At 67.7% G+C, this 26,994-nt stretch carries 21 protein-coding genes; 13 read left to right on the forward strand and 8 right to left on the reverse strand.

Features of this window, described 5'->3' with window-relative positions:
* Window positions 1-45 precede the first annotated feature (45 nt).
* From tcuA to AC099J_RS10490, 5 genes are all read left to right on the forward strand, one after another.
* The gene (tcuA, locus tag AC099J_RS10470; protein ID WP_479615180.1) at window positions 46-1,512 is read left to right on the forward strand and encodes an FAD-dependent tricarballylate dehydrogenase TcuA; all 1,467 of its coding nucleotides are present in this window, start codon (window positions 46-48) and stop codon (window positions 1,510-1,512) included.
* Entirely contained in the window at window positions 1,499-2,683 is a 1,185-nt protein-coding gene (gene tcuB / locus AC099J_RS10475) for a tricarballylate utilization 4Fe-4S protein TcuB (protein ID WP_479615181.1), read from the forward strand. Before tcuA ends, tcuB begins: the two co-directional genes overlap by 14 nt.
* Before the next feature lie 56 nt (window positions 2,684-2,739).
* Window positions 2,740-3,717, forward strand: coding sequence for a Bug family tripartite tricarboxylate transporter substrate binding protein (locus tag AC099J_RS10480; RefSeq protein WP_479615182.1), 978 nt, complete (start codon window positions 2,740-2,742; stop codon window positions 3,715-3,717).
* Between the two features lie 183 nt (window positions 3,718-3,900).
* On the forward strand, window positions 3,901-5,088 hold the full coding sequence (locus AC099J_RS10485; protein ID WP_479615463.1) for an MFS transporter: 1,188 nt from the start codon (window positions 3,901-3,903) through the stop codon (window positions 5,086-5,088).
* Between the two features lie 924 nt (window positions 5,089-6,012).
* Window positions 6,013-6,570 (forward strand): DUF1439 domain-containing protein, encoded by a 558-nt coding sequence (locus AC099J_RS10490; RefSeq protein ID WP_479615183.1) that lies wholly within the window; start codon window positions 6,013-6,015, stop codon window positions 6,568-6,570.
* 115 nt (window positions 6,571-6,685) lie between these two features.
* Here the strand turns inward: AC099J_RS10490 and AC099J_RS10495 are convergent, their stop codons facing one another.
* From AC099J_RS10495 to aceE, 5 genes are all read right to left on the reverse strand, one after another.
* Window positions 6,686-7,123: a DUF2442 domain-containing protein gene (locus AC099J_RS10495; protein ID WP_479615184.1), complete on the reverse strand. Its 438-nt coding sequence runs from the start codon at window positions 7,121-7,123 to the stop codon at window positions 6,686-6,688.
* Entirely contained in the window at window positions 7,116-7,319 is a 204-nt protein-coding gene (locus AC099J_RS10500; protein WP_479615185.1) for a DUF4160 domain-containing protein, read from the reverse strand. Before AC099J_RS10500 ends, AC099J_RS10495 begins: the two co-directional genes overlap by 8 nt.
* Before the next feature lie 134 nt (window positions 7,320-7,453).
* Window positions 7,454-9,277, reverse strand: a complete 1,824-nt coding sequence (lpdA, locus tag AC099J_RS10505) for a dihydrolipoyl dehydrogenase (protein ID WP_479615186.1) — start codon at window positions 9,275-9,277, stop codon at window positions 7,454-7,456.
* A gap of 167 nt (window positions 9,278-9,444) precedes the next feature.
* Window positions 9,445-11,106 (reverse strand): dihydrolipoyllysine-residue acetyltransferase, encoded by a 1,662-nt coding sequence (aceF, locus tag AC099J_RS10510; protein WP_479615187.1) that lies wholly within the window; start codon window positions 11,104-11,106, stop codon window positions 9,445-9,447.
* Between the two features lie 32 nt (window positions 11,107-11,138).
* Entirely contained in the window at window positions 11,139-13,862 is a 2,724-nt protein-coding gene (gene aceE / locus AC099J_RS10515) for a pyruvate dehydrogenase (acetyl-transferring), homodimeric type (protein WP_479615188.1), read from the reverse strand.
* Window positions 13,863-14,058: 196 nt separating this feature from the next.
* Between aceE and AC099J_RS10520 the strand changes: the two genes are divergently transcribed.
* From AC099J_RS10520 to AC099J_RS10540, 5 genes are all read left to right on the forward strand, one after another.
* A complete protein-coding gene (locus AC099J_RS10520; protein WP_479615189.1) occupies window positions 14,059-16,617 on the forward strand; it encodes a PAS domain-containing sensor histidine kinase in 2,559 nt (852 codons plus the stop codon).
* Entirely contained in the window at window positions 16,614-17,240 is a 627-nt protein-coding gene (locus AC099J_RS10525) for a response regulator transcription factor (RefSeq protein ID WP_479615190.1), read from the forward strand. Before AC099J_RS10520 ends, AC099J_RS10525 begins: the two co-directional genes overlap by 4 nt.
* Window positions 17,241-17,337: 97 nt before the next feature.
* A complete protein-coding gene (gene folD / locus AC099J_RS10530) occupies window positions 17,338-18,189 on the forward strand; it encodes a bifunctional methylenetetrahydrofolate dehydrogenase/methenyltetrahydrofolate cyclohydrolase FolD (protein WP_479615191.1) in 852 nt (283 codons plus the stop codon).
* A gap of 92 nt (window positions 18,190-18,281) precedes the next feature.
* Window positions 18,282-20,333 (forward strand): M3 family metallopeptidase, encoded by a 2,052-nt coding sequence (locus AC099J_RS10535; protein WP_479615192.1) that lies wholly within the window; start codon window positions 18,282-18,284, stop codon window positions 20,331-20,333.
* Between the two features lie 37 nt (window positions 20,334-20,370).
* The gene (locus tag AC099J_RS10540; RefSeq protein ID WP_479615193.1) at window positions 20,371-21,048 is read left to right on the forward strand and encodes a DUF4124 domain-containing protein; all 678 of its coding nucleotides are present in this window, start codon (window positions 20,371-20,373) and stop codon (window positions 21,046-21,048) included.
* A gap of 55 nt (window positions 21,049-21,103) precedes the next feature.
* On the opposite strand, the gene rpiA is transcribed toward AC099J_RS10540, so the two are convergent.
* On the reverse strand, window positions 21,104-21,799 hold the full coding sequence (rpiA, locus tag AC099J_RS10545) for a ribose-5-phosphate isomerase RpiA (RefSeq protein ID WP_479615194.1): 696 nt from the start codon (window positions 21,797-21,799) through the stop codon (window positions 21,104-21,106).
* Window positions 21,800-21,843: 44 nt separating this feature from the next.
* Between rpiA and AC099J_RS10550 the strand changes: the two genes are divergently transcribed.
* The 3 genes from AC099J_RS10550 (at window position 21,844) to AC099J_RS10560 (ending at window position 24,988) form a co-directional block, all read left to right on the forward strand.
* On the forward strand, window positions 21,844-22,968 hold the full coding sequence (locus AC099J_RS10550) for a quinone-dependent dihydroorotate dehydrogenase (RefSeq protein WP_479615195.1): 1,125 nt from the start codon (window positions 21,844-21,846) through the stop codon (window positions 22,966-22,968).
* A complete protein-coding gene (locus tag AC099J_RS10555) occupies window positions 22,968-24,371 on the forward strand; it encodes an MFS transporter (RefSeq protein WP_479615196.1) in 1,404 nt (467 codons plus the stop codon). Before AC099J_RS10550 ends, AC099J_RS10555 begins: the two co-directional genes overlap by 1 nt.
* 269 nt (window positions 24,372-24,640) lie before the next feature.
* On the forward strand, window positions 24,641-24,988 hold the full coding sequence (locus AC099J_RS10560) for a hypothetical protein (RefSeq protein WP_479615197.1): 348 nt from the start codon (window positions 24,641-24,643) through the stop codon (window positions 24,986-24,988).
* A gap of 18 nt (window positions 24,989-25,006) precedes the next feature.
* Here the strand turns inward: AC099J_RS10560 and AC099J_RS10565 are convergent, their stop codons facing one another.
* Window positions 25,007-26,119, reverse strand: coding sequence for an NAD(P)/FAD-dependent oxidoreductase (locus AC099J_RS10565; protein WP_479615198.1), 1,113 nt, complete (start codon window positions 26,117-26,119; stop codon window positions 25,007-25,009).
* Window positions 26,119-26,967: an N-formylglutamate amidohydrolase gene (locus AC099J_RS10570; protein WP_479615199.1), complete on the reverse strand. Its 849-nt coding sequence runs from the start codon at window positions 26,965-26,967 to the stop codon at window positions 26,119-26,121. The genes AC099J_RS10565 and AC099J_RS10570 overlap by 1 nt, the downstream gene beginning before the upstream one ends.
* Between the last annotated feature and the right edge of the window lie 27 nt (window positions 26,968-26,994).

Below are 26,994 nucleotides of genomic sequence, written 5' to 3' on the forward strand. Positions count from 1 at the left end.
AGCGTGCGTCTTTAGAGTCGCCTCCACCCCACAAGGAGACCCTACGTGATCGATGTCCTGGTGATCGGCGGCGGCAACGCCGCACTGTGCGCCGCGCTGATGGCGCGCGAAGCCGGCGCCAGCGTGCTGCTGCTGGAAGCGGCGCCACGCGACTGGCGCGGCGGCAACTCCGCCCACACCCGCAACCTGCGCTGCATGCACGACGCGCCGCAGGATGTGCTGGTCGAGGCCTACCCCGAAGAAGAATATTGGCAAGACCTGCTGAAGGTGACTGGCGGCCTGACCAACGAGCACCTCGCGCGTCTCGTGATCCGCGCTTCGTCCAACTGCCGCGACTGGATGCGCAGCCACGGCGTGCACTTTCAGCCGCCGTTGTCGGGCGCGCTGCATGTGGCGCGCACCAACGCGTTCTTCATGGGCGGCGGCAAGGCGCTGGTCAACGCCTACTACCGCAGCGCCGAGCGGCTGGGCGTGCAGGTGCGCTACGACGCGCCGGTGGACCGCATCGAGATCGAGCACGGCCGCTTCGTCGCCGCGCACTGCCAGGGCCAGCGCATCGAGGCCCGGGCCTGCGTGCTGGCGGCCGGCGGCTTCGAGTCCAACCGCGACTGGCTGCGCGAGGCCTGGGGCCAGAACGCGCGCGGGGAATGGCCGTCTGACAACTTCCTGATCCGCGGCACCAGGTTCAACCAGGGCGTGCTGCTGCGCCACCTGCTGGACGACCACGGCGCCGAGCGCATCGGCGACGCGACGCAGGCGCACATGGTGGCCATCGACGCGCGCGCGCCGCTGTACGACGGCGGCATCTGCACGCGCATCGACTGCGTGTCGCTGGGCGTGGTGGTCAACCGCGGCGGTGAGCGCTTCTACGACGAGGGCGAGGACTTCTGGCCCAAGCGCTATGCGATCTGGGGCCGGCTGGTCGCGCAGCAGCCGGGGCAGACCGGCTGGTCCATCATCGACAGCCAGGCCATCGGGCGCTTCATGCCGCCGGTGTTCCCGGGTGTCCAAGCGGACACCCTGCCCGAACTGGCACGGCAACTCGGCCTGCCGGTGCCGGCCTTCATGCAGACGCTGGACGCCTACAACGCGGCCTGCCGCGTCGGCAGCTTCGACCACACCGCCCTGGACGACTGCCATACCGAGGGCGTGCAGCCGGCCAAGACGCATTGGGCGCGGCCCATCGTCAAACCGCCGTTCTACGGCTACGCGCTGCGGCCCGGCATCACCTTCACCTACCTGGGCCTGTTGACCGACGAGACGGCCGCCGTGCGCTTCGAAGGCAGCCCCAGCGACAACCTGTTCGTGGCCGGCGAAATGATGGCCGGCAACGTGCTGGGCAAGGGCTACACGGCGGGGGTTGGCATGTCCATCGGCACGGCCTTTGGTCGCATCGCCGGCACCAATGCAGCGCGCGCGGCCAAGGCTGCATCGGCGGGCCAAGCCGGTCCGCCGATGCAGCCCACCCGCACCGCCCCCACCGCACAAGGAGCGCAGCATGCAAACGCTTGAAGCTCTCACACGCGACGCCCGCGCGCTGGCCAACGGCGAGATCGTGCTGAGCGCGCCCGAGACCGAGGTGGCGCGCCAGATGCAGATCTGCAACGCCTGCCGTTACTGCGAAGGGTTTTGCGCGGTGTTCCCGGCCATGACGCGGCGGCTGGAATTCGGCAAGGCCGACATCCATTTCCTGGCCAACCTGTGCCACAACTGCGGCGCCTGCCTGCACGCCTGCCAGTATGCGCCGCCGCACGAGTTCGCCGTCAACGTGCCCCAGGCCATGGCGCAGGTGCGTGGGCAGACCTATGCCGACTACGCCTGGCCGCCCGCGCTGGGCGCGCTGTACCAGCGCAACGGGCTCACGCTGGCGCTGGCTTTGGCGGGTGGCTTGGCGCTGTTCCTGCTGCTGGCCGTCGTGCTGCAGGGCGACGGTGTGACTGCGCTGTGGGGCGCGGCGCCTGCGGGCGGCTTCTACGCGATCTTTCCGCACAACTTGCTGGTCGGCCTGTTCGCGCCGGTGTTCCTCTTCGCTACGCTGGCGCTGGCCTTGGGCGTGCGCCGCTTCTGGCGCGAGGTGACGCCTGCGACCAGCGGCGCGGCGCTGACGACGCCGGCCACGGCCGAGGCGGCCGACGCGGTGTTGCGCTTGAAGTACCTGGACGGTGGCCACGGCGAGGGCTGCCACAACGACGACGACGCCTATACGCTGGCGCGCCGGCGCTACCACCACCTCACGTTCTACGGCTTCATGCTGTGCTTTGCCGCGACCAGCGTGGCCACGCTCTACCACTACGCCTTCGGCTGGGAGGCGCCCTACGCATTGCCCAGCCTGCCCAAGCTGCTGGGTGTGGTCGGCGGCATCAGCCTGGTGCTGGGCACGGCCGGCCTGTGGCGGCTGAACCTGCGCCGCCACCCCGAGCACGGCGACGCGGCGCAAAAGCCGATGGACCGCGGCTTCATCGCGCTGCTGTTCCTGACCAGCGCCAGCGGCCTGGCGCTGTGGCTCGCGGGCGGCACGCCTGCCCTGGTATTGACGCTGTGCCTGCACCTGGGCGCGGTAATGGCCCTCTTCGCCACCCTGCCCTACGGCAAGTTCGCCCACGGCATCTTCCGCACGGCAGCACTGCTGCGCCATGCGGTGGAGAAGCGCCAGCCCAACCCGATCGGGTTGGGCAGCGACTGACCTGCACCGCTTGCGCACCCGCACGGCATCCGAATCAACACACCAGGAGACCCACAATGAACAAACGACATTTGCTGCGCGCCACTGCGCTGGCCGCCTCTGCGCTGCTGCTGGCTGGCAGCCTGCACGCGCAAGACTTTCCCCCGAAGAAGCCCGTCACCCTGGTCGTCGGATTCGCAGCCGGCGGCGCCGCCGACGCGGCTGCACGGCTGATCGCCAAGAAGCTTTCCGAGAACATCGGCCAGAGCGTGGTGGTGGACAACAAGGGCGGCGCGGGCGGCAACATCGCCCACCAGTTCGTGGCCAACGCTGCGGCCGACGGGTCGGTGCTGCTGTTCGGCTCGATCGGCCCGCTGACGATCGCACCGCACATCATGAAGGTGCCATACGACCCGTTCAAGGACCTTGCGCCCGTCTCGGGCGGCGTGAACTTCCCGAACGTGCTGGTGGCGCACAAGGGCCTGGGGGTGAAGAACCTGGCCGAGTTCGTGGCGCTGGCAAAGACGAAGGCCGGCGGCGTGGACTTCGCCTCGACCGGGGCCGGTTCGGCGTCGCACCTGGCGGGCGAGCTGTTCAACCAGCGCGCGGGCATCGACATGGTCCACGTGCCCTACAAGGGCGGCGCACCGGCGCTGCAAGACTTGATCGGTGAGCGCGTGGCCTCGTACTTCTCGGCCCCGCCCACCGCCATGCCGCACGTGGAGAGCGGCAAGCTGGTGCCGCTGGCCACGACAGGTCTGGTGCGGCCGGCTTACCTGCCGGGCATCCCCACGGTGGCCGAGTCGGGCTACCCGGGCTTCGAGGCGCTGAACTGGTATGCGTTCGTGGCCCCCGGCAAGACGCCCGAGCCGCTGCTTGCGCGCTGGAACCAGGAGATCGTCAAGGTGCTGCACGACCTCGGCGTGAAGGACGCGCTGGACAAGCACGGCCTGACGCCCCAGCCGACCACGCGCGCCGAGCTGGCCGCGTTCATGAAGAAGGAAGACGCCAAGTGGAGCGCCATCGTGCGTGAGCGCAAGATCACAGCGAACTAAGCGCGGTGAGCAGATCGGGCTCGACCGCGCGGCACATCCACGGCGGCTGAGCCGACAGCGGCCCGGCGTCGTTTGGCGTTACAAACCGCTGTGCCCAAGACTTCCATCTCCGATACGACCAGCCCGGCCACCGGGGGGCTGCGGGCCATCCCCGGCGGCGTCTGGGCGCTGGGTTTTGTCTCCATGCTGATGGACATCTCCTCCGAGATGATCCACGCACTGCTGCCGCTGTACATGGTCACGGTGCTGGGCACCTCGGTGCTGGCTGTTGGCCTGATCGAGGGCATCGCCGAGGCCACGGCCTCGATCACCAAGGTGTTCTCCGGCGCGCTGAGCGACCGGCTCGGCAAGCGCAAGCTGCTGGCCGTCATTGGCTACGCGCTGGGTGCGCTGACCAAGCCGGTGTTCCCCTTGGCGCCGACGCTGGAATGGCTGGTGGGCGCGCGCTTCGTTGACCGCGTGGGCAAAGGGATCCGCGGCGCGCCGCGCGATGCGCTGGTGGCCGACATCACGCCGGCGCATTTGCGTGGCGCCGGCTTCGGGCTGCGTCAGACGCTGGACACCATCGGATCGTTCACCGGCCCCTTGCTCGCCATGGCGCTGATGTGGTGGACGTCCAATCACTTCCAGACAGTGTTCTGGGTGGCCGTGGTGCCCGGCTTTCTGGCCGTTGCGGTGCTGGTGTTCGCGGTGCGCGAGCCCACGACTGCAGCGCCGCGCCAGGTGCGCGCCCCGCTGAGCCGTCAGGCGCTGGGCCGGCTGGGCGCGGCCTACTGGTGGGTGGTCGGCGTGGGCGTGGTGTTCACGCTGGGGCGCTTCAGCGAGGCCTTTCTGATCCTGCGCGCGCAGTCCATCGGCGTGCCGCTGATGTGGGCGCCGGCCGTGCTGGTGGTGATGGGCGTGGCCTATGCGGTGTCGGCGTATCCGGCCGGTGCACTGTCGGATCGGCTGAGCGTCGGCCGACCGTCTGCAGGCGCTCGCACCGCAGCTTCAGGCGAAGGCATTTCAAGCAGTCGTGTGGCCGTGCTGGGCGTGGGCCTTGTGCTGCTACTGGCGGCCGACCTGGCGCTGGCGTTTGCCAACGACGCGTGGGGGCTCGCATTGGGCGTGGCGCTGTGGGGGTTGCACATGGGCTTCACGCAGGGCCTGTTCAACGCGCTGATTGCCGACCATGCACCGGCCGAACTGCGCGGCACGGCGTTCGGCATGTTCAACCTGCTGACCGGCGTCGCGTTGCTGCTGGCCAGCGTGATCGCCGGTGCGCTGTGGGACGCTGTGGGGCACCGGGGGACCTTTTTGGCGGGCGCGGGCCTGGCCGTGCTGACGATGGCGGGCCTGGCGGCAGTGCGCTGGCGGCTGCGCCGGCTATGAGAGGGGTTGGACGGCGGTTCGTCGTCGTGTGCACTGGGGGCCGGGGGGGCCGGGGGGCCGGGGGGCCGTGCGTGCCAGTGGGCCGCCCGGCATGGGGCACCCCCAGGGCCGGCCCGGCTCAGCGCCCCTCGCCTAGGGGCTCGGGGTCCCCTGCGGTGCTCGCGGCATGGGCGCATTGCACAACTCGCACCACTCACTGCGTTCGTTCACCTCGAACAGGTGCAATGAGTCAGTTCACGAAGCGTGCTGCGCCGCCGCCCATGCCACTGCGCTCCTCGGCGCATCTGCAGGGCCGGCCCTGGGGGTACCCCATGCCGGGCTCGGTGCGGCTGACTCGGATGCACGGTGCGCGCTGGTTGTCCCGAGGGTGGGCCGCTGTCGTCCGGAGGGCGAGCCCGCGTCACGCGAGCCTGTCCCCGGTTCCCCCGACAGCGCTTCAGCCACCAGCAACGTAGCCCGGCCTGGGGTGCCCGCCGTGGCCAACCTGTGGCCGCGCCGAGGAGCGCAGGACTGCGGGCGGCGGCGCAGCACGCCTCAATGACTGACTCATTGCACTTGTTCGAGGTGAGTGAACGCAGTGAACGGAGCGAGTTGTGCAATGCGCCCGCAGGCCGAGCACCACAGGCTGCCCGAGCCCCTGGGCGAGGGACGCGTCCACCGGGCGGCCACGGCGGGCACCCCAGGCCGGGCGGACACCCCGCAGCCAGCCCTCCACGAGGCGCGTAACCCCCGCGGGACGCCCCAGCGCCCCCCATCAGCTGCATAGACCCTGGAAAGGCTGCCTCTGAAGACCATGAGAGCGATCGCTTGAGCACACAGGACGAACACGAGCATTCCCACGATGGATCCTCCGACGCAAGACCGCAGACGCCGGCCGGGATTGCCCGGGCGCCACAATGCCAAGCCGCACACACGCACCGCCCCATGTCCGCCATCTCCCGCCGCCATCTGTCACTGGCCCTGCTGGGCGCCGCCTTGCCGCTGCGCGCGCTGGCCGGCTTCAACTTCTTCACGAGCGAATTCACGGCCAGCCACGCCGAGCTGCAGGCCCTGGTGACCAAGCAGTTCCCGCTGGCGCAGCGCTATGCCGAGATCTTCACGGTCGCGCTGCGCGACCCGCAACTGGGGCTGAACGCCGCAGCCAACCGGGCGGCCATTTCAGCGCAGTTGTCGATCGCAAGCCCGTTTCTGCGCTCGGGCGCGGCCGAGGGTGTGGTGGCGGTCAGCAGCGCGCTGCGCTATGACGCCGCCACGCGCGCCGTGCGGCTGGACCAGCCCAAGGCCGAGCGCCTGACGCTGCAAGGCGTGACCGGCAGCCACGCCGAGCAGTTGCAGCGCGTAGGCGGCCTGGTGGCGCAGGAGCTGCTGCAAGGCCAGGCGCTGCGCACGTTCACGGTGGAGGAACTGAGCTTCGGCCGCAAGACCTACGAGATCGGCGAGATCACGGTGCTGGCAGACGGGATCAAGGTGCAGTTGTTGTAGGCTGAATGCACCATGCCGGGGACGGGATTCGGAAACGGGTCAGCCACGAGGCCGTGCCTGCGCAGCGGCCAAAGCTAAAGTGACGACTGGGATGGTTCACAGGACCCGGCTCCGCTCATGCAGCGGCCTTGCGCGGACGCCCACCTTTTGCCCCATTGGCGCGGGCAGCCTGCGCCTTGGCAGGCGACGTAACGCTCCCGGCGCGGGCCGCGTGCTGCCGCATCCAGGCTCTGCTTCCAAAAACTCCGGCCAACAATCCCTCCACGCTGAGGTCGGCGTCAAGGCGGGGCCAATGCAGTCCAGTGCCCATCGGGGTGATCTCGATGTGCGCCAGAGCGGTGTAAGGTGCGTCCGACAGCCCTTGTGCGAGGTGAGGTGGAAACGCGAAGGATGTACCGTTTGACAACTCAACCACGATCCGCTTCTTGCGCGCATCGAACCGCGCCGCAGTGGCCTGCAGATGGGGAACATCTCGGACCACACCCCGTGCTGCGGCCTCGGGCGCCCGAAGCAGCTCCGCTTGAACCCAGGCGGGCAAAGATGGCTTAGTCATGAAGGTCGCTCCATAGCGTGCGAAGCTCGACCAAATGTTGCGCGGTCACCATCAACGCGGCTGCAATCTCGGCCGATTTGGGCTTGCCGGCAATCGTCATCAAGGTTGAAGGGTGGCATAACTCGATCCGAATTTCCCAGCCCGGCCTCACGACATGGGTATGCGGCGGTGGATGGTCGTTGGGATAGACCACCATGCGCAGCGAATGGGCGCGTATGCTGGGCTTCGTGAGATTTTAACCCAACACGATTGGTTTAAAACACCACATCCTCGGAACGAAAAAGCCCGGACTGCTTCCGTCCGGGCCTTGGTTTTGAGCGTGAAACGGACCTACTTCTTGGCCGGCGGCAAGTCCGTGCAAGTCCCGTGCGCCACCTCGGCCGCCATGCCGATGCTTTCGCCCAGCGTGGGGTGGGGGTGAATGGTCTTGCCGATGTCGATCTCGTCGGCGCCCATCTCGATGGCCAATGCCACCTCGCCGATCATGTCGCCGGCGTGCGTGCCGACGATGCCGCCACCCAGGATGCGGTGCGTCTCGGCATCGAACAGCAGCTTGGTGAAGCCTTCGTCGCGGCCATTCGCAATCGCGCGGCCCGAAGCGCTCCACGGGAAGTGGCCCTTCTTGACCTTGATGCCTTCGGCCTTGGCCTGGTCTTCGGTGAGGCCGACCCAGGCCACCTCGGGGTCGGTGTAGGCCACGCTGGGGATCACGCGGGCGTTGAACGCGGCGCTGGCCAGTTCCTTGTCGCCCTTCAGTTCACCGGCGATGACTTCGGCCGCCACATGGGCTTCGTGCACGGCCTTGTGCGCCAGCATCGGCTGGCCCACGATGTCGCCGATGGCGAAGATGTGTGGCACGTTGGTGCGCATCTGGATGTCGACCGGAATGAAGCCACGGTCAGTCACCGCCACGCCAGCCTTGTCGGCCGCGATCTTCTTGCCATTGGGGCTGCGGCCCACCGCCTGCAGCACCAGGTCGTAGACCTGCGGTTCCTTGGGGGCGTTGGCGCCTTCGAACATGACCTTGATGCCGTCCTTGGTCGCCTCGGCGCCCACGGTCTTGGTGCTGGTCATGATGTTGTCGAAGCGCGGCGCGTTCATCTTCTGCCAGACCTTGACGAGGTCGCGGTCAGCGCCCTGCATCAGGCCGTCCAGCATTTCCACCACATCGAGCCGCGCGCCCAGTGACGAGTACACGGTGCCCATCTCCAGGCCGATGATGCCGCCGCCCAGGATCAGCATGCGCTTGGGCTCGGTACCCATGGCCAGCGCGCCGGTGGAGTCGACCACGCGCGGGTCGTCCTTGGGCATGAAGGGCAGGCTGACCGACTGCGAGCCGGCCGCGATGATGCAGTTGCGGAACTTGATGACCTGCTTCTTGCCGTTGGTGTCCCAGCTCGTGCCCGAGGTCTCCTCGACTTCGACGTGGTAGGCGTCGATGAAGTTGCCCACGCCGCGCACGGTGGTCACCTTGCGCATCTTGGCCATGGCGGCCAGGCCACCCGTGAGCTTGCCCACGACCTTGTTCTTGTGCGCGAGCAGCTTGGCGCGGTCGACCTTGGGTGGGGCGAACTCGACGCCCAGGTCGGCGAAGTGCTTGACCTCGTCCATCACCGCGGCCACGTGCAGCAGCGCCTTGGACGGAATGCAACCCACGTTCAGGCAGACGCCGCCCAGCGTGGCGTAGCGCTCGACCAGCACCACCTTGAGGCCCAGGTCGGCCGCGCGGAAGGCAGCGGAATAACCGCCAGGGCCGGCGCCCAGGACCAGCACGTCGCAGTCCAGGTCGGCCGTGCCCTTGAAGCTGCCGGCCGCCTGCGGCACCGGGGCAGCGGCGGGCGCAGGGGCAGCAGCCTTGGCCGGTGCCGCAGCGGCGGGCGCCGGTGCGGGCGCGGGCGCCGGGGCTGCGGCGTCTCCAGCCGCCTCGACCACCATGATGACCGAGCCTTCCTTGACCTTGTCGCCGACCGCGACCTTGAGCTCGACGATCTTGCCCGCCGTGCTGGACGGGATCTCCATCGACGCCTTGTCGCTCTCGACCGTGATCAGCGACTGCTCGGTCTTGACCGTGTCGCCGACCTTGACCAGCACTTCGATCACGCTGACTTCGTCGAAGTCACCGATGTCCGGAACCTTGATTTCCACATTTGCCATTTGTTTCTCCGTGGACGGCCGCTCGCTTGCGCCGCCTTGATTCTTCGTATTGAGCATGGCGCGCCCGGTTGGGACCGGTGGCCTGCACTGCAGCCGCCACCGGCCCGGCCCAGGCGCTGCACTGGCGCACAGGCCCGGCCATCAAGCCGGCCCCGGCGCCCGCGCCGTCACAACATCGTGCGACGGAAGTCGGCGAGCACCTGCCCCAGGAAGGCGTTGAAGCGCGCGGCAGAAGCGCCATCGATCACGCGGTGGTCCCACGACAGCGACAGCGGCAGCATCAGGCGCGGCTGGAAGGCCTTGCCGTCCCACTTGGGTTCGATGGCGCTCTTGCAGACACCCAGGATCGACACCTCAGGCGCATTGATGATGGGCGTGAAGTAACGCCCCCCGATGCCGCCCAGCGAACTGATGGTGAAGCAGGCGCCGCTCATGTCGGCCGGGCCCAGCTTGCCATCGCGCGCCTTCTTGGCCAGCTCGTTCATCTCGGTGCTGATCTGCAGCACGCCCTTCTTGTCGGCGTCCTTGATCACGGGCACCACCAGGCCGTTCGGCGTGTCGGCCGCAAACCCGATGTGGAAGTACTTCTTGAGCACCAGTTCCTCACCGTCCAGCGAAGAGTTGAACTCGGGGAACTTCTTCAGTGCCGCGACGCAGGCCTTGATCAGGAAGGCCAGCATGGTCACCTTGACGCCGGACTTCTCGTTCTCCTTGTTGGTGGAGACGCGGAAGGCTTCCAGATCGGTGATGTCGGCGTCGTCATGGTTGGTGACGTGCGGGATCACGACCCAGTTGCGGTGCAGGTTAGCGCCGCTGATCTTCTTGATGCGGCCCATCGGCTTGCGCTCGACCTCGCCGAACTTCGTGAAGTCGACCTTGGGCCAGGGGATCAGGCCCAGGCCTGCGCCACCGTCACCGCCACCGCCGGCCGGTGCCTTGGCGGCCTGTGCCTTGGTCTGCGCGGCGCCGCTCATCACGGACTTGATGAAGCCCTGGACGTCTTCCTGCGTGATGCGGCCCTTGGGACCGCTGCCCTTGACCTCGCCCAGCGGCACGCCGAGTTCGCGGGCGAACTTGCGGACCGATGGCGAAGCATGCGGCAGGGCTGCGGACGGCGCCACCGTCGGGTTGTGTGCGGCGGCCGGCGCGGGTGCAGCGGCAGCGGCGGCCGGGGCAGCCGCTGGTGCGCTGGCGGCGGCCGGCGCTGCAGCCGGGGCGGCTGCAGCGGGCGCAGCGGCCGCTGGTGCGCCACCTGCGCTCTCCAGCGTGCCGAGCACATCACCGATGTTGACGGTGTCGCCGACCTTGACCGTGAATGCCTTGATCACGCCGGCTGCGGGCGACGGAATCTCCATCGAGGCCTTGTCGCTCTCGACCGTGATCAACGACTGCTCGGCCTTGATCGTGTCGCCGGCCTTGACCATGACTTCGATGACGACGACGTCCTTGAAATCGCCGATGTCGGGCACGCGGATCTCGACCGTGCCGCCGCCGCCCGCAGGCGCCGCTGCCGGGGCGGCCGCTGGAGCCGGCGCGGGCGCAGCTGCACCTGCAGCGGGGGCCGCAGCCGGTGCCGGCGCAGCGCTGTCGCCAGCGGCTTCGAGCACCAGAACCAGCGAACCCTGCTTGACATTGTCGTCGATCTTGACCTTGATCTCTTTCACCACGCCAGCGGCGCTGGACGGGATCTCCATCGAAGCCTTGTCCGACTCCACGGTGATCAGCGATTGCTCGGCCTTGACCGTGTCGCCCACCTTGACCATCACCTCGATGACGGTCACCTCATCGAAATCCCCAATGTCGGGGACTTGAACTTCCACCATTGCCATGTTGTTCGTCTCGCTTGTTGTGGTTGTCGGTTTCAGGCGTACAGCGGGTTGACCTTGTCGGTCTTGATGGCGTACTTCTTGATGGCCTCAGCCACCTTGGCCACCGGCACCGTGCCGTCTTCGCTCAGCGCCTTCAGCGCGGCGACCACGATGTAGTGTCGGTTGATCTCGAAGTGCTCACGCAGCTTGCTGCGGAAGTCGCTGCGGCCAAAGCCGTCGGTGCCCAGCACCTTGTAGTTGCGGCCCTTGGGCATGAACAAACGGATCTGCTCGGCGTAGGCCTTCATGTAGTCGGTCGAGGCGACCACGGGGCCGGTCGAGGCGCCGAGCTGCTGCGCCACGAAGGGCACGCGCGGCGTCTCCGTCGGGTGCAGCAGGTTCCAGCGGTCGGCGTCCTGGCCGTCGCGGGCCAGCTCGTTGAAGCTGGGGCAGCTCCACACGGAAGCGGCGACGCCCCATTCCTTCTCGAGCAGCTCCTGGGCAAAGAAGCTTTCGCGCAGGATGGTGCCGCTGCCCAGCAGTTGCACGGTCGGCGCCTTGGCCGCCATGGACGGGGCCGGCTTGCACAGGTACATGCCCTTGATGATTTGCTCTTCGGTGCCGGGCGTGAGGCCGGGCATGGCGTAGTTCTCGTTGAGCAGCGTGATGTAGTAGTAGACGTTGTCCTGCTTTTCCACCATGCGCTTCAGGCCGTGGTGCAGGATGACGCCGACTTCATGCGCGAAGGTCGGGTCGTAGCTCACGCAGTTCGGGATGGTGCCGGCCAGAATGTGGCTGTGGCCATCTTCGTGCTGTAAGCCTTCGCCGTTCAGCGTGGTGCGGCCCGAGGTGCCGCCGAGCAGGAAACCGCGCGCCTGCATGTCGCCGGCTGCCCAGGCCAGGTCACCGATGCGCTGGAAGCCGAACATCGAGTAGTACACGTAGAACGGCACCATGATGCGGTTGTTCGTGCTGTAGCTGGTGGCCGCCGCGATCCAGCTGGCCATGCCGCCGGCTTCGTTGATGCCTTCCTGCAGGATCTGTCCGGCCTTGTCTTCCTTGTAGTACATGACCTGGTCCTTGTCGACCGGGGTGTACTGTTGACCAGCGGGGTTGTAGATGCCGATCTGGCGGAACAGGCCTTCCATGCCGAAAGTGCGGGCCTCGTCCACCAGGATGGGCACCACGCGCGGGCCCAGGGCCTGGTCGCGCAGCAGCTGCGTGAGGAAGCGCACGTAGGCTTGGGTGGTGGAGATTTCGCGGCCTTCGGCCGTGGGCTCGATCACCGACTTGAAGGTCTCCAGCGCGGGAATGGTGAAGCTCTCGTCGGCCTTCACGCGGCGGTGCGGCAGGTAGCCACCGAGGGCCTTGCGGCGCTCGTGCAGATACTTCATTTCGGGCGTGTCGTCGGCCGGCTTGTAGAACGGCAGTTCGGCCAGCTGGCTATCGGGCACCGGGATGTTGAAGCGGTCGCGGAAGAACTTGATGTCTTCATCGGCCAGCTTCTTGGTCTGGTGCACGTTGTTCTTGCCCTCGCCGACCTTGCCCATGCCAAAGCCCTTGACCGTCTTGATCAGCAGCACCGTCGGCTGGTTCAGGTGGTTCTGGGCGGCGTGGAATGCGGCGTAGACCTTTTGCGAATCGTGGCCCCCGCGCTGCAGGTTCCAGATCTCGTCGTCGCTCATGTTCTCGACCATCTTGGCCGTGCGCGGATCGCGGCCGAAAAAGTGCTTGCGCACATAGGCGCCGTCGTTGGCCTTCATGGCCTGGTAGTCGCCGTCGACGGTGTTCATCATCAGGTCGCGCAGCGCGCCGTCGTGGTCCCTGGCCAGCAGCGCGTCCCAGCCCTTGCCCCAGATCAGCTTGATGACGTTCCAGCCGGAACCGCGGAACTCGCCTTCGAGCTCCTGGATGATCTTGCCGTTGCCGCGCACCGGGCCGTCCAGGCGCTGCAGGTTGCAGTTGATGACGAAGACCAGGTTGTCCAGCTTCTCACGCGCGGCCAGGCCGATGGCGCCCAGCGATTCGACTTCGTCCATTTCACCGTCGCCGCAGAACACCCAGACCTTGCGGTCGGCGGTGTCGGCAATGCCACGGGCATGCAGGTACTTCAGGAAGCGCGCCTGGTAGATCGCCATCAGCGGGCCCAGGCCCATGGAGACGGTGGGGAACTGCCAGAAGTTGGGCATCAGCTTGGGATGCGGGTAGCTGGACAGGCCCTTGCCATCCACTTCCTGGCGGAAGTTCAGCAACTGCTCTTCGGTCAGGCGGCCTTCCAGATAGGCGCGGGCGTAGATGCCGGGCGACACATGGCCCTGGATGTACAGCAGATCGCCGCCGTGGTTCTCGCTCTCGGCCTTCCAGAAGTGGTTGAAGCCAGCGCCGAACATGCTGGCCAGCGAGGCGAACGAACCGATGTGGCCGCCCAGGTCGCCGCCTTCTGGCGGGTGGTGGCGGTTGGCCTTGACCACCATGGCCATGGCGTTCCAGCGCATGTAGGCGCGCAGGCGCTGCTCGATCTCCAGATTGCCGGGGCTGCGTGCTTCCTGCCCAGGCTCGATGGTGTTCACGTAGCCGGTGTTGGCGGAGAACGGCATGTCCACGCTGCTTTGGCGCGCGTGCTCCAGAAGCTGCTCCAGCAGGTAATGCGCGCGCTCGGGACCATCGCTGGCGATGACCGCAGACAGCGCATCCATCCATTCGCGCGTCTCTTGATGGTCCGTGTCCTTCGCGTCGTGCGCGGCGGCTCCGGAGAGGTTCTGGGGTTGGGCTGACATGCGGTCTCCTTTGTTTGATCAGCGGTATTTTGATACGGGTTTTTTGGGCCCAAGGAAGTTTCCCACAAAGTTTCAATTTTTCAAATAGCAATTTACAACTTCACATTATGAAATTTTGATCGCAAGGGCGTGACCAAATTCCAGATTGGCGCGCGCTCCGCGCAACTGCGGCAAACCCTCACATACACTGCCGCCCATGAGGCCCCCCGCCCCCTCGCCCGCACCCGGGACCCGCCACGGCACACCGGCCGCGACGGGCCGTTGGCGCGCGTGGTGGCGCCGCCAGACGCCGCACCGCCAGGACCGCTTCGCGGCCTTGGCGCCACTCGTGGCGGTGGTGCTGTTTCTGGCCGCGATCGCGTCGTCGTTCCTCTACCTGCGGCTGGAGGAGATGGAACGCGAGCAGGAGGCGGTCAAGCGCGATGTCGAGTACGCGCAGCAGCAGATCCGCCTGCGTCTGCTGGAGCGCCAGGAGCAGTTGATGCGCGTGGCGCGCGACGCCGCCAACGAAGAGATCGACATCGAGGAATTCGTCAGCCGTTCGCAATCGCTGATCGCCCAATACCCCGAGCTGCAGGCCGTCAGCTGGATCGACGAGCGCCGCCGCATCAAAGCCAGCTACAGCGCGCCGAGCATGCACGTGCAGCAGATGCGCACGGTCGACGACGTGTTGCGTCCGGGCGAGACGGAAACCAACTTCAGCTTGGCGCGCGATCTGCATCAGCCGGTCTATGGCCAGCCGCTGGGCGCCGGCGAGATGGCGCCACTGTTGCAGCTGCACATTCCGCTGACCGATCGCGGGCGTTTCGCCGGTGTGCTGCTGGCCGAGTACGCGACCGATGGCCTGCTGCGCCACGGCGTGCCGGCCGAGGTGCTGAACAAGTACGCGGTGTCCATGCTGGCCGCCGATGGCAGGCTGCTGGCGGGCAACGCCATGCCGCAGACGCCGACCGCCGGCCGGCTGCTGCCCTGGTCCAGCCAGGCCGAGGCCTACGAGGTGCCGGTCGCGCCGGTCGGCAATGGCCTGCTGCTGCGCGCGCAGGCCTACCGCACCTCGCAGGGCCTGGTCGGCACCGGGCTGTTCTGGCTGGTGGGCGCGCTGTCCGTGCTGACGGCCTGGATGCTGATTGGCAACTGGAGCCACACGCGCCGGCGCCACCAGGCACAGCAGGCGCTGGTGGCCGAGACCAACTTCCGCCGCGCAATGGAGAACTCCATGCTGACCGGCATGCGCGCACTCGATCTGCAAGGCCGCATCACCTATGTCAACGCGGCGTTCTGTCAGATGACAGGCTGGACCGAAGGCGAACTGGTCGGCCGCACTGCACCGTTTCCTTACTGGCCGGAGCAGGATCTGGAGTTCCTGGTCGCGCGGCTGGAGGACGAGCTGAACGGCCGCACCACCCCGTCTGGATTCCAGGTGCGCGTGAAGCGGCGTGATGGTTCGCTGTTCGACGCGCGGCTCTACGTCTCGCCGCTGATCGATGCTGTGGGCAAACAAACCGGGTGGATGACGTCGATGACCGACATCACCGAGCCCAACCGCATTCGCGAGCAGTTGTCGGCCTCGTACGAGCGGTTCACCACCGTGTTGGAAGCCTTGGACGCGGCCGTGTCCGTGGCGCCGCTCGGCAGCCAGGAACTGCTGTTTGCCAACAAGCTGTACCGCCTGTGGTTCGGAACGCAGACGCGCGGCCACGAGATGCTGGTGGCACGCGCCGGCATGCCGGCCACGCCGCCGGTGGACGAGAGCCTGGACGACGTCGACGCCTTCGCCGGTCTGCCCACCGACTCACTGACCGCCAGCGATTCCGAGAGCGCCGAGATCCACGCACCCGAACTGGGCAAGTGGCTGGAGGTGCGGGCGCGCTATCTAAGCTGGGTCGACGGCCGCCTGGTGCAGATGGTGATTGCCACCGACATCACACCGCGCCGCTTGGCCGAAGAGCAGGCGGCGGCGCAGGCTGAACGTGCCCAGTCCTCCAGCCGGCTGATCACCATGGGCGAGATGGCCTCCAGCGTGGCGCACGAACTCAACCAGCCGCTGGCCGCCATCACCAACTACTGCAACGGCATGGTGTCGCGCCTGAAGGGCCCGGGCATCGCGCACGACGACCTGCTGGCAGCGCTGGAGAAGACCTCGCGCCAGGCACAGCGGGCCGGCCAGATCATCCACCGCATCCAGTCGTTCGTGAAGCGCAGCGAGCCCAACCGCACGCTGGCCCACGCGCAGGACATCGTGCACGAAGCGGTCGAGTTGGCCGGCATCGAATTGCGCCGACGCAACGTGCGGCTGAGCCACTACGTCGCAGCACGCCTGCCGCCCTTGGTGGTCGATCCGATCCTGATCGAACAGGTGCTGATCAACCTGCTGCGCAACGCCGCCGAAGCCATCGACACGGCGCAGCGCCCACCCCAGCGCCGCAACATCGAGTTGCGCGTTTTGCCCAAGCAACTCGACGACGTGCAGGGCATCGAATTCGTCGTCAGCGACACCGGCACCGGGCTGGCACCTGAAGTGATGGAACGGCTGTTCGAATCGTTCTATTCGACCAAGGCCAACGGCATGGGAATTGGCCTCAATTTGTGCCGCACCATCGTCGAATCCCACCTGGGAAGGATGCAGGCAGAGAACATCTACAATGGCCAAGAATGCTTGGGTTGCAGGTTTTCGTTCTGGATTCCGGTAGCAAAAGCTGCCAACACCTTGCCAAATCCAGCCAACACCACCACAAGCACCGGAGTGCCTGCATGAGCCTGATTCCCAAGAAGGGCACGGTCTACGTTGTCGATGACGACGAAGCCGTGCGCGATTCGCTGCAATGGTTGCTCGAAGGCAAGGACTATCGGGTGCGTTGCTTCGAATCCGCCGAAGCCTTCCTCAGCCGTTTCGACGCCCGCGAAGTCGCGTGCTTGATCGTCGACATCCGCATGGGCGGCATGAGCGGCCTGGAGCTGCAGGACAAACTGATCGAGCGCAAGTCGCCGCTACCCATCGTCTTCATCACCGGCCATGGCGACGTGCCCATGGCGGTCGACACTATGAAGAAGGGCGCGATGGATTTCATCCAGAAGCCCTTCAAGGAAGACGAACTGGTGCAGCTGGTCGAGCGCATGCTGGACCACGCCAAAGATGCATTCACCGACCACCAGCAGGCCGCCAGCCGCGGCGCGTTGCTGTCCAAGCTGACCTCGCGTGAGACGCAGGTGCTCGAGCGCATCGTCGCCGGCCGACTGAACAAGCAGATCGCCGACGACCTGGGCATCAGCATCAAGACGGTGGAGGCGCACCGCGCCAACATCATGGAAAAGCTCAACGCCAACACCGTGGCCGACCTGCTGAAGATCGCACTGGGCCAGACGCCCGCGAAGGCCTGAGCACCCTCGGTGCCGCCGCCCTTCCCCATCCACCGTTCCCCAAAGCGTCCGGTCGACTCACGTTGACGGACGTTTTTGCTTTTCGAGGACTCTGAACATGACTGCCCAACTGATCGACGGCAACGCACTGGCCCAGACCATCCGCGCCGAAGTGGCCGGCCGCACCGCAGCATTGAAGGCACGCGGCATTGCACCCACCCTGGCCATCGTGCTGGTCGGTGAAGACCCGGCCAGCCAGGTGTATGTCAAACACAAGGTGAACGACAGCGCCCAGACCGGCCTCACGGCCATCCTCGAGCGCCACCCGGCCGACCTCACCGAGGCCGCGCTGCTGGCGCGCATCGACGCGCTCAACAACGACCCTGCGGTGCACGGCATCCTGGTGCAGCTGCCACTGCCCAAGCACATGGACAGCCAGAAGGTGATCGAGGCGATCTCGCCAGCCAAAGACGTCGACGGCTTTCACGTTGCCAGCGCCGGGGCGCTGATGGTGGGCCGGCCGGGCTTTTGGCCGTGCACTCCGCACGGCTGCCTGAAGATGCTCGATTCGATCGGCTACGACCTGCGCGGCAAGCACGCGGTGGTGATCGGGCGCAGCAACATCGTGGGCAAGCCCATGGCCCTGATGCTGTTGGGCCGCAACGCCACCGTCAGCATCTGCCACAGCGCCACACCCGATCTGGCGACCATGACGCGCCAGGCCGATGTGGTGGTCGCGGCCGTGGGCAGGCGCAACCTGCTGACGGCCGACATGGTCAAGCCCGGCGCGGTCGTCATCGACGTCGGCATGAACCGCAACGACGAAGGCAAGCTCTGCGGCGATGTGGACTTCGACGGCGTGCGTGCAGTGGCCGGCTGGATCACACCCGTGCCCGGCGGCGTCGGCCCCATGACGCGCGCCATGCTGCTCGTCAACACGCTGCAGGCGGCAGAACACGCGGCTGCCTGAAGCGCGCCCGGCCGTCGACGCAACGGCGCCATAGCCCGCAGCAATCGCCCCGCTGCGCTTGAGTTTCAAGACCCTGCCTCAAAATGCCGACCATGCAGAACCCACTCCTCTCGTTCTCCGCCCTTCCGCTGTTCGACCAGATCCAGCCTGAGCACGTCGCCCCCGCCGTCGACCAGCTGCTGGCCGAGGCCGGCGCCGCACTCGACACCGTCACCGCCCCCACGTTTGCCGCGGAGTGGACCGCCATCGCCCGCGTGCTGGACACCGCCACCGAACGCCTGGGCCGCGCCTGGGGGGCCGTTGGCCACCTCAACGCCGTGGCCGACACGCCTGAACTGCGTGCCGCTTACAACGAAGCCCTGCCACGCGTCACCGAGTTCTGGACGCGCCTGGGCGCAGACGAACGGCTGTACGCCAAGTACAAGGCCATCGACGTCGCCGCCTTGAACCCCGAGCAGCGCCAGGCCCACAAGAACTCGATGCGCAACTTCGTGCTCAGCGGGGCCGAGCTGACCGGCGCCGCCAAGGAGCGCTTCGCCGCCATCCAGGAACGCCAGGCCGAGCTGAGCCAGAAGTTCAGCGAGAACGCGCTGGACGCCACCGAAGCCTATGTCTACTACGCGCAGGCCGATGAGCTCGATGGGGTGCCGGACGACGTGCGCCAGGCCGCGCGCGCAGCCGCCGAGGCCGACGGCCAGGCCGGCTACAAGCTCACGCTCAAGATGCCCTGCTACCTGCCGGTGATGCAGTTCGCGCACAGCAGCGCGCTGCGCAAACGGCTGCACCGGGCCTATGTGACGCGCGCTTCCGACCAGGCCGAGGGCGATGGCAAGCGCTTCGACAACAGCGCGGTGATCCGCGAGATCCTGGCGCTGCGGCTGGAGGAATCGCACTTGCTGGGCTACCGCAACTTCGGCGAGGTGTCGGTGGTGCCCAAGATGGCGGATTCGCCGGACGAAGTCATCCGCTTCCTGCGCGACCTGGCGCAACGCGCCCGCCCCTACGCTGAGAAGGACGTGGCCGATCTGCGCGCCTTTGCCGCCAGCGATCTGGGCCTGGCCGATCCGCAGCCTTGGGACTGGGCCTACATTGGCGAGAAGCTCAAAGAGGCGCGCTACGCCTTCAGCGAGCAGGACGTCAAGCAGTACTTCACGGCGCCCAAGGTGCTGGCCGGCCTGTTCAAGATCATCGAGACGCTGTTCGAGGTCACCATCCGCCGCGACCACGCGCCCGTCTGGCATCCGACGGTGGAGTTCTACCGCATCGAGCGCAGCGCGGAACAAGCCGGCGCCGCGCCCGTGCTGCTCGGTCAGTTCTACCTGGACCCTTCGGCGCGCAACGGCAAGCGCGGCGGCGCCTGGATGGACGACGTGCGCGCGCGCTGGCTGCGCCCGGACGATGGCCGTCTGCAGACACCGGTGGCGCAGCTGGTCTGCAACTTCGCCGCCAGTGTGGAGGGCAAGCCGCCGCTGCTGACGCACGACGACGTGACCACGCTGTTCCACGAATTCGGCCACGGCCTGCACCACATGCTGACGCAGGTGAACGAGCACGACGTCTCGGGCATCAGCGGTGTCGAGTGGGACGCCGTCGAGCTGCCCAGCCAGTTCATGGAAAACTTCTGTTGGGAGTGGGACGTGCTGCGCCACATGACGGCGCACGTGGACACCGGTGCGCCGCTACCGCGTGGCCTCTACGACAAGATGCTGGCAGCCAAGAACTACCAGAGCGGCATGCAGACGCTGCGCCAGATCGAATTTTCGCTGTTCGACATGCTGCTGCACACCGAGCACGCGCCCGACGCAGACTTCATGCCGCTGCTGCGCCAGGTGCGCGACGAGGTGGCCGTTCTGCCCTCGCCCGAGTTCAACCGCACAGCCCACACCTTCGGCCACATCTTCGCCGGCGGTTATGCGGCTGGCTACTACAGCTACAAGTGGGCCGAGGTGCTGAGCGCCGACGCCTATGCCGCGTTCGAGGAAACCGCCGGCCCCGACGGCCTGCCCAGCATCGAGACCGGACGGCGCTACCGCCAGGCCATCCTGGAGGCCGGCGGCAGCCGCCCGGCGATGGAATCGTTCAAGGCTTTCCGCGGCCGCGAGCCGACGCTGGACGCACTGATGCGCCACCAGGGCATGGCCTGACAGGCCGGCCCACCACCACCGCTGTCCGAAAGCCGCCATGACCCATTCTGCGAACGTCCGTCCCGCGCTGGCCATGGTGGCCGTTGCCACTCTGCTGGCCTGTGGCATGGCGACGGCCCAGCCCGTCTACCGCATCGTCGGCCCCGACGGCCGTGTCACGTTTTCGGACCAGCCACCACCGGCAGGCGCCACAGCCAGGGCTGCGCCCACGACCAATGCCCGGGCCGGCAGCAGCGGCGCGCCGACCGTATCGCTGCCCTATGCGCTGCAGCAGGTGGTCAACCGCTTCCCTGTCACGCTGTACAGCGGAGCGGACTGCGCGCCCTGCACCAGCGCGCGCAACCTGTTGTCTGCGCGCGGCGTGCCGTTCACCGAACGCACGGTCACCAGCAACGACGATATCGGCGCGCTGCAGCGTCTGAGTGGCGACAGCACCCTGCCGTTCGGCACCATCGGTGGCCAGCAATTGCGCGGCTTCTCCGATGTGGAGTGGACGCAATTTCTGGACGCGGCCGGCTACCCCAAAAGCTCGCAACTGCCGGTGGGCTACCGCGCGCCCGCGCCCACGCCGCTGGTGGCTGTCATCGTGGCGCCGGTTGCACCCGAGGCAGATGCCAAGGCCGACAGCGGCGCGCGCAGTGCCGCACCACCTGCCCGCGCGCCCGACAGCACGCCCGGCCGTACCAGCAACAACCCCACCGGCATCACGTTCTGAGAGCTTGCGAGGCAGTTGACGTGATGGCCTCTCAGGCGCTCAGCCGTAGGCGCGCTCAGTAGACGATCGTCTTGACACCCTCGGGCGTGCCCATCAGGCACACCTGCGCGCGCTGGTGCGCAAAGACGCCCACCGTCACCACGCCGGGCCACTGGTTGACCTCGGTTTCGAAGCCCAGCGGATCGGCGATCTGCAGGCCCGTCACGTCCAGGATGTGCTGGCCGTTGTCGGTGACCAGCGGCTGGTCTTCGCCTTTGCGCAGACGCAGGCTGGCCGCGCCGCCCATGGCTGCGAAACGGCGCACCAGCTGCTGCGCCGCCATCGGCACCACCTCGACCGGCACCGGAAAGCGGCCCAGCCGCTGCACCTGCTTGGACGCATCGACGATGCACACGAAGCGGCGCGACTGGGCCGCGACGATCTTCTCGCGCGTGAGCGCCGCGCCGCCGCCCTTGACCATAAAGCCCTGGCCATCGATCTCGTCGGCGCCGTCGACATAGACGGCGATCTCGCCCACCGCATTGGCATCGAACACCGCGATGCCGAGCGCCTTCAGCCGCGCGGTGCTGGCCTCGGAACTGGAGACAGCGCCGGCAATGCGGTCGCGCATGTCGGCCAGCACATCGATGAAGCAGTTGACAGTGGAGCCGGTGCCCACGCCGAGGATCTCGCCGGGCACGACGTAGTCGAGCGCGGCGCGGCCGACCAGTGCTTTGAGCTGGTCCTGGGTCAGGGGAGAAGAAGAGGTCATCGGGGAGAATCCGCAAGTTGTCTGAACGTGCCGAGAATTATCCGATGCCCCTGTTGCCGCCCCGCCTCACCTACGCCCTGGCCCGCCCGTTCCTGTTCGGCCTGGACGCCGAGACCGCGCACGAGGCCACCATGGGCGCGCTGGCGGCCGCACACGGCACGCCGCTGGCATGGGCCTATTGCGACGTACGCATCGAAGACCCGGTGACGGTTGCCGGCCTGCGCTTTCCGAACCGCGTGGGGCTGGCCGCCGGCCTGGACAAGAACGCCCGCTGCATCGATGCGCTGGGCAGCCTGGGCTTCGGCTTTGTCGAGGTCGGCACCGTGACCCCGCTGGCGCAGCCCGGCAACCCCAAGCCGCGCATCTTTCGCCTGCCACGGGCCCAGGCATTGATCAACCGATTGGGCTTCAACAACGATGGCCTGGCGGCATTCATCGCCAATGTGCAGCGCGCCAAGTTTCGTCATGCGGGCGGCTCCTCGCCCATGCTGCTGGGGTTGAACATCGGCAAGAACGGGGCGACGCCTGCCGAGCGCGCCGGCGACGACTACCTGACCTGCCTGGACGGCGTGTATCCACACGCCGACTACATCACCATCAACATCTCCAGCCCGAACACCAAGAACCTGCGCAACCTGCAGAGCGACGAGGCGCTGGACGCCCTGCTCGGCGCGCTGGCCGAGCGGCGCGCCCAACTCGCGCGCACACACTCCACGCGCGACGCCAACGGTGCCACGGTGCTGCGCCGCGTGCCTCTGTTCGTGAAGATCGCGCCCGACCTGGACCACGACCAGGTGGCGGTGATCGCCGCGACGCTGCAGCGCTACCAGACGGCAGATGCCGCTGCCGACAGCCTCGGCTGGGGCCTGGTCGCAACCAACACCACGCTCAGCCGCGAAGCCGTGCAGGGGCTGCCCCATGCGCAGGAAGCCGGCGGTTTGTCCGGCGCGCCGGTGCTGACGGCGAGCAACCGCGTCATCGCGCAGCTGCGTCAGGCGCTGGGGCCGGCGTTTCCCATCATCGGCGTGGGCGGTGTGTTGAGTGGCCGCGATGCGCTGACCAAGATCGAAGCCGGCGCCGATCTCGTCCAGGTCTACAGCGGTCTCATCTACAAAGGACCGGCGCTGGTGCGCGAAGCCGCCGTGGCGCTGCGCGACCGCAAGGCCTGATGGCCGCCCCCAACCCGGCGCCCGACGGGCTGCCCCTGCCGGCCCGTCATTGGTCGATGGCGGTGATCCTGCTGGGCATCGCGATCTCGGTGCTGGACGCCACCATCGTCAACCTGGCCCTGCCCGGCATCGCACGCGACCTCGACCGCCCGGCTGCGGATGCCATCTGGATCGTCAATGCCTACCAGCTCGGCGTGCTCACGCTGCTGCTGCCCTGCGCCAAGCTGGGCGACCTGATCGGCTACCGGCGCGTGTACCTGTGGGGCGTGGGCGTGTTGCTGGTCGGCTCGCTGGGTTGCGTGCTGGCGCGCGACCTGCCGTGGCTGGTGGCCGCGCGTGCCCTGCAGGGCATGGGCGCGGCCGGCGTGATGGGCGTCAACGCGGCGCTGGTGCGGCTCACCTACCCGCGTGCACTGCTGGGGCGCGGCATCGCCATCAATTCGATGACGGTGGCCGTCGCGTCGGTGGCCGGCCCCAGCGTCGCCGCAGCCGTGCTCTCGGTTGCCAGCTGGCCCTGGCTGTTCGCGATCAACCTGCCGGTTGCCGGTGCCTTGCTGTTGCTCGGCCTGCGGGCGCTGCCGGCCAACCCGCCAGGGCCGGCGGCCAGCGGCCGCCTGTCGCTGCTGGATGTGGTGCTGAACGCGGCCATGTTCGCGTTGATCTTCCTGGGCGTGGACACGCTGGGCACCCGCGCCGGCGCGCCCGGTGCGCTGGGCACTTCGATCGCGCTGCTGCTGGCGGGTGTGGCCATCGGCGTCGTCTACGTGCGCCGTCAGCTGCGCCAGAGCGTGCCGCTGTTCCCGGTCGATCTGCTGCGCATCCGCGTCTTCGCGCTGTCCATGTGCAGCTCGGTCACGGCGTTTGCGGCGCAGGCCCTGTCCAGCATCGCCGTGCCGTTCCTGTTGCTCGAGGGCCTGGGCCGCTCGCATGTCGATACCGGCCTGTTGATCACCGCCTGGCCACTGGGCAGCATCGCCACGGCTCCCATCGCAGGCCGGCTGATCGGCCGCGTGCCGGCCGGCCTGCTGGGCGCCCTGGGCCTGTGGACCATGGCCACCGGCCTGGCACTGCTGGCCCTGCTGCCGGCAGCGCCACACAACGCCGACATCGCCTGGCGCATGGCGTTGTGCGGCATCGGCTTCGCGCTGTTCCAGTCGCCCAACAACTACACCATCCTGACCTCGGCCCCGCCGCACCGGTCGGGCGGCGCCAGCGGCATGCTGGGCACCGCCCGGCTGACAGGGCAAAGCATCGGCGCGGTGATTGCGGCCATCGCCTTCAGTGCCACCGCGTCTGCGCCGGGGCGCGGGCCGGTGGTCGCACTGGCGATCTCGGCCACTTTCGCGGCGGCAGCGGGCATCTTCAGCGTGTTGCGGGTGCGCGCGCCGGTGCCGCCCGCCTGAAAGCCTGAGAGGCCTGCGCACCGCAGCCAAACGTCGCATCTGCGCCACCATTCGTCCGCGCAAATCCACTGGTCCTGTTGTTGCTATCAGGGCCGCGACTACACTTTGGCGAACTGCGAGGCCACCTGGCAACACGCCCTGCTTCCATGACCAAGCGTACGGAACCTCAGCCGCATCGAAACGAGCCGCCGGCTTCCGCGCGTCAGGCGGCTGCGCCACCGCGTGACGCTCGGGGGTCCCCTGCCTGGAAGCGCAACAACTCCGAGTTGTTGGACCAGTCACTGCAGGCCTTCACGGAAGTGTGGCTGAAGAGCCTTCCGGAAAGCGTGCGGCCCGCCAACTGCGCTGAGCACTACCCGCGCGTGCTGAACAAGATCGCAGCCTTGTGGAGCTTGAACGAGCGCTGCATCGACTACCTCAACGACCTCGTCATCGATGTCCGCGGCGACCGCCAGGGCTTCAGCTATGGCGTGCTGGGCGAACTGCGCCGGCTGCGGGCACACCGTGTGGCGACGCTGCCGGCGGCGGACATTGCCGAGCCGACCGATCCCAACCGCCACACCGATTTCATGACCACCGTGCCGATGGCACCGGACAGCTGGCCACCTCAGCGCTGAGCGGAGCAGCGCCGCTGCTCAGCGCCGCAGCAGGCCGGCCACGTGCGCGCCGATGGCCAGCGCGCTGGTCAGGCCCGGCGACTCGATTCCGAACAGATGCACCAGCCCGGCCACGCCATGGTCGGCCGGGCCCTGCACCAGAAAATCGCGCGCCGCCTCGTGCGGTGCCTGGATCTTGGGGCGCATGCCGGCATAACCGGGCTGCAGCGCGCCATCTGGCAGACCGGGCCAGTACTTGCGCACCTCGGCATAGAACGCATCGCCCCGCCGCGGATCGACGACCAGGTCATCGGGCCGTTCGACCCATTGCACGTCCGGCCCGAACTTGGCCTGCCCGCCCAGGTCCAGCGTCAGGTGCACGCCCAGGCCGGCGGCCTCGGGCGCCGGGTAGATCAGCCGCGAGAACGGCGCGCGGCCTGACAAGGTGAAGTAGTTGCCCTTGGCGTAGTGGCTGGGCGGCACGTGTTGCTCGGCCAGGCCCTCGAACTGCCGCGCCAGTGTCTGCGCCGACAGGCCGGCACAGTTGACCAGTGCTTCGGTGAGCAGCTCGGTGCCGTCCTGCATGACCAGCACGATGCCGTCTGCCGTGTGGCGTGCGCGCGCCAGCGGCGCATTCAAGGCGACCACGCCACCTGCGTTCTCGAAATCGCCCTGCAGCGCCAGCATCAGCGCATGGCTGTCGACGATGCCGGTGCTGGGCGAATGGATGGCCGCCGTGCAGCGCAACTGCGGCTCCATCGCCTGCGCTTCGTCGGCCGAGAGCAGCACCAGGTCGTGTACGCCATTGGCAGCAGCCTTTGCCACGATGCCCTGCAGCTGCCCGACCTGTGCCGCGTCGGTCGCCACGATCAGCTTGCCGCAACGCCGGTGCGCAATGCCGCGCTCGGCGCAGTAGGCGTAGAGCTGCTGTTTGCCCTGCACGCAGAACCGCGCCTTCAGCGAGCCGGCGGCGTAGTAAATGCCGGCGTGGATGACCTCGCTGTTGCGCGAACTGGTGCCGGTGCCGATGGCGTCAGCCGCCTCCAGCACCAGCGCCTCGCGGCCCCCGAACGCGGGTGACAGCACCAGCGCGCGCGCCACGGCCAGGCCCACCACGCCGGCGCCGATGACCACCAGATCGACCCTGTCCATCACAACGCCCTGGGGTCGGTGGCCAACAGCATCTCGACCATCGCGCGCAGGGTCGCCTTCAGTGCGCTCGCGCCCTGGTGCAGGGCCAGCGTGGTCTCGTCCATGTACAGCTTGCGGTTGATCTCGATCTGGATGCCATGCCGATGGCGCGCCGGGTCGCCATAGCGCCGCACCAGCTCCACGCCCTTGTAGGGGTGGTTGTAGGCGACGTCATAGCCGGCGCCCCGCAGTTGCTGCACGATGCATTGCGACAGTGCCGGGGCCGCTGTGCTGCCGTCGCGGTCGCCGATCACGAAATCCGCATGCACGAGGCCGGGGAAATCGGTGGCGTACTGCGAGGCCACAGCCGGCATCGAATGGCAGTTGATGTGGATGCTGTAGCCGTGGGCCGCATGCGCTGCTTCGATGGCCTGCGCCACGGCAGAGTGGTAGGGCTTCCAGCAGCGGTCGATGCGCGACTGCACCTCGGCCACCGACAGCTTGCGTGCGTACAGCGGCACGCCTTCGTCGGTGCTGCGCCAGATCAGCCCCTTGCCCAGCCGCACCTTGGACAGCACCCGGGCATCGGTGGCGATCGGCCCGGGCCACGGCGCGTCCATCAGCGTGACGTCGATCTCGGTCAGGTCGCGGTTGGCGTCCAGATAGCTGCGCGGGAACAGCGCCTCGATCCAGGCCACGCCCAGCGCCGGCACAAAGTCATACAGCTTCTCGACATGCGTGTCCTCCGCGCGCCGCAGCACAGCCGGGTCGCAGACATGCGCGAAGTCGGCCGGGTAGACCGTGCCGCTGTGCGGCGAATCGAACACCAAAGGGGTGGTGCCCGCGGAAACATGGACGGTTGCTGGCATGGCCGCAGATTGTGCAACAGGGGGTTG

It is taken from the genome of Rhodoferax sp. RT4P68 (assembly GCF_056521305.1).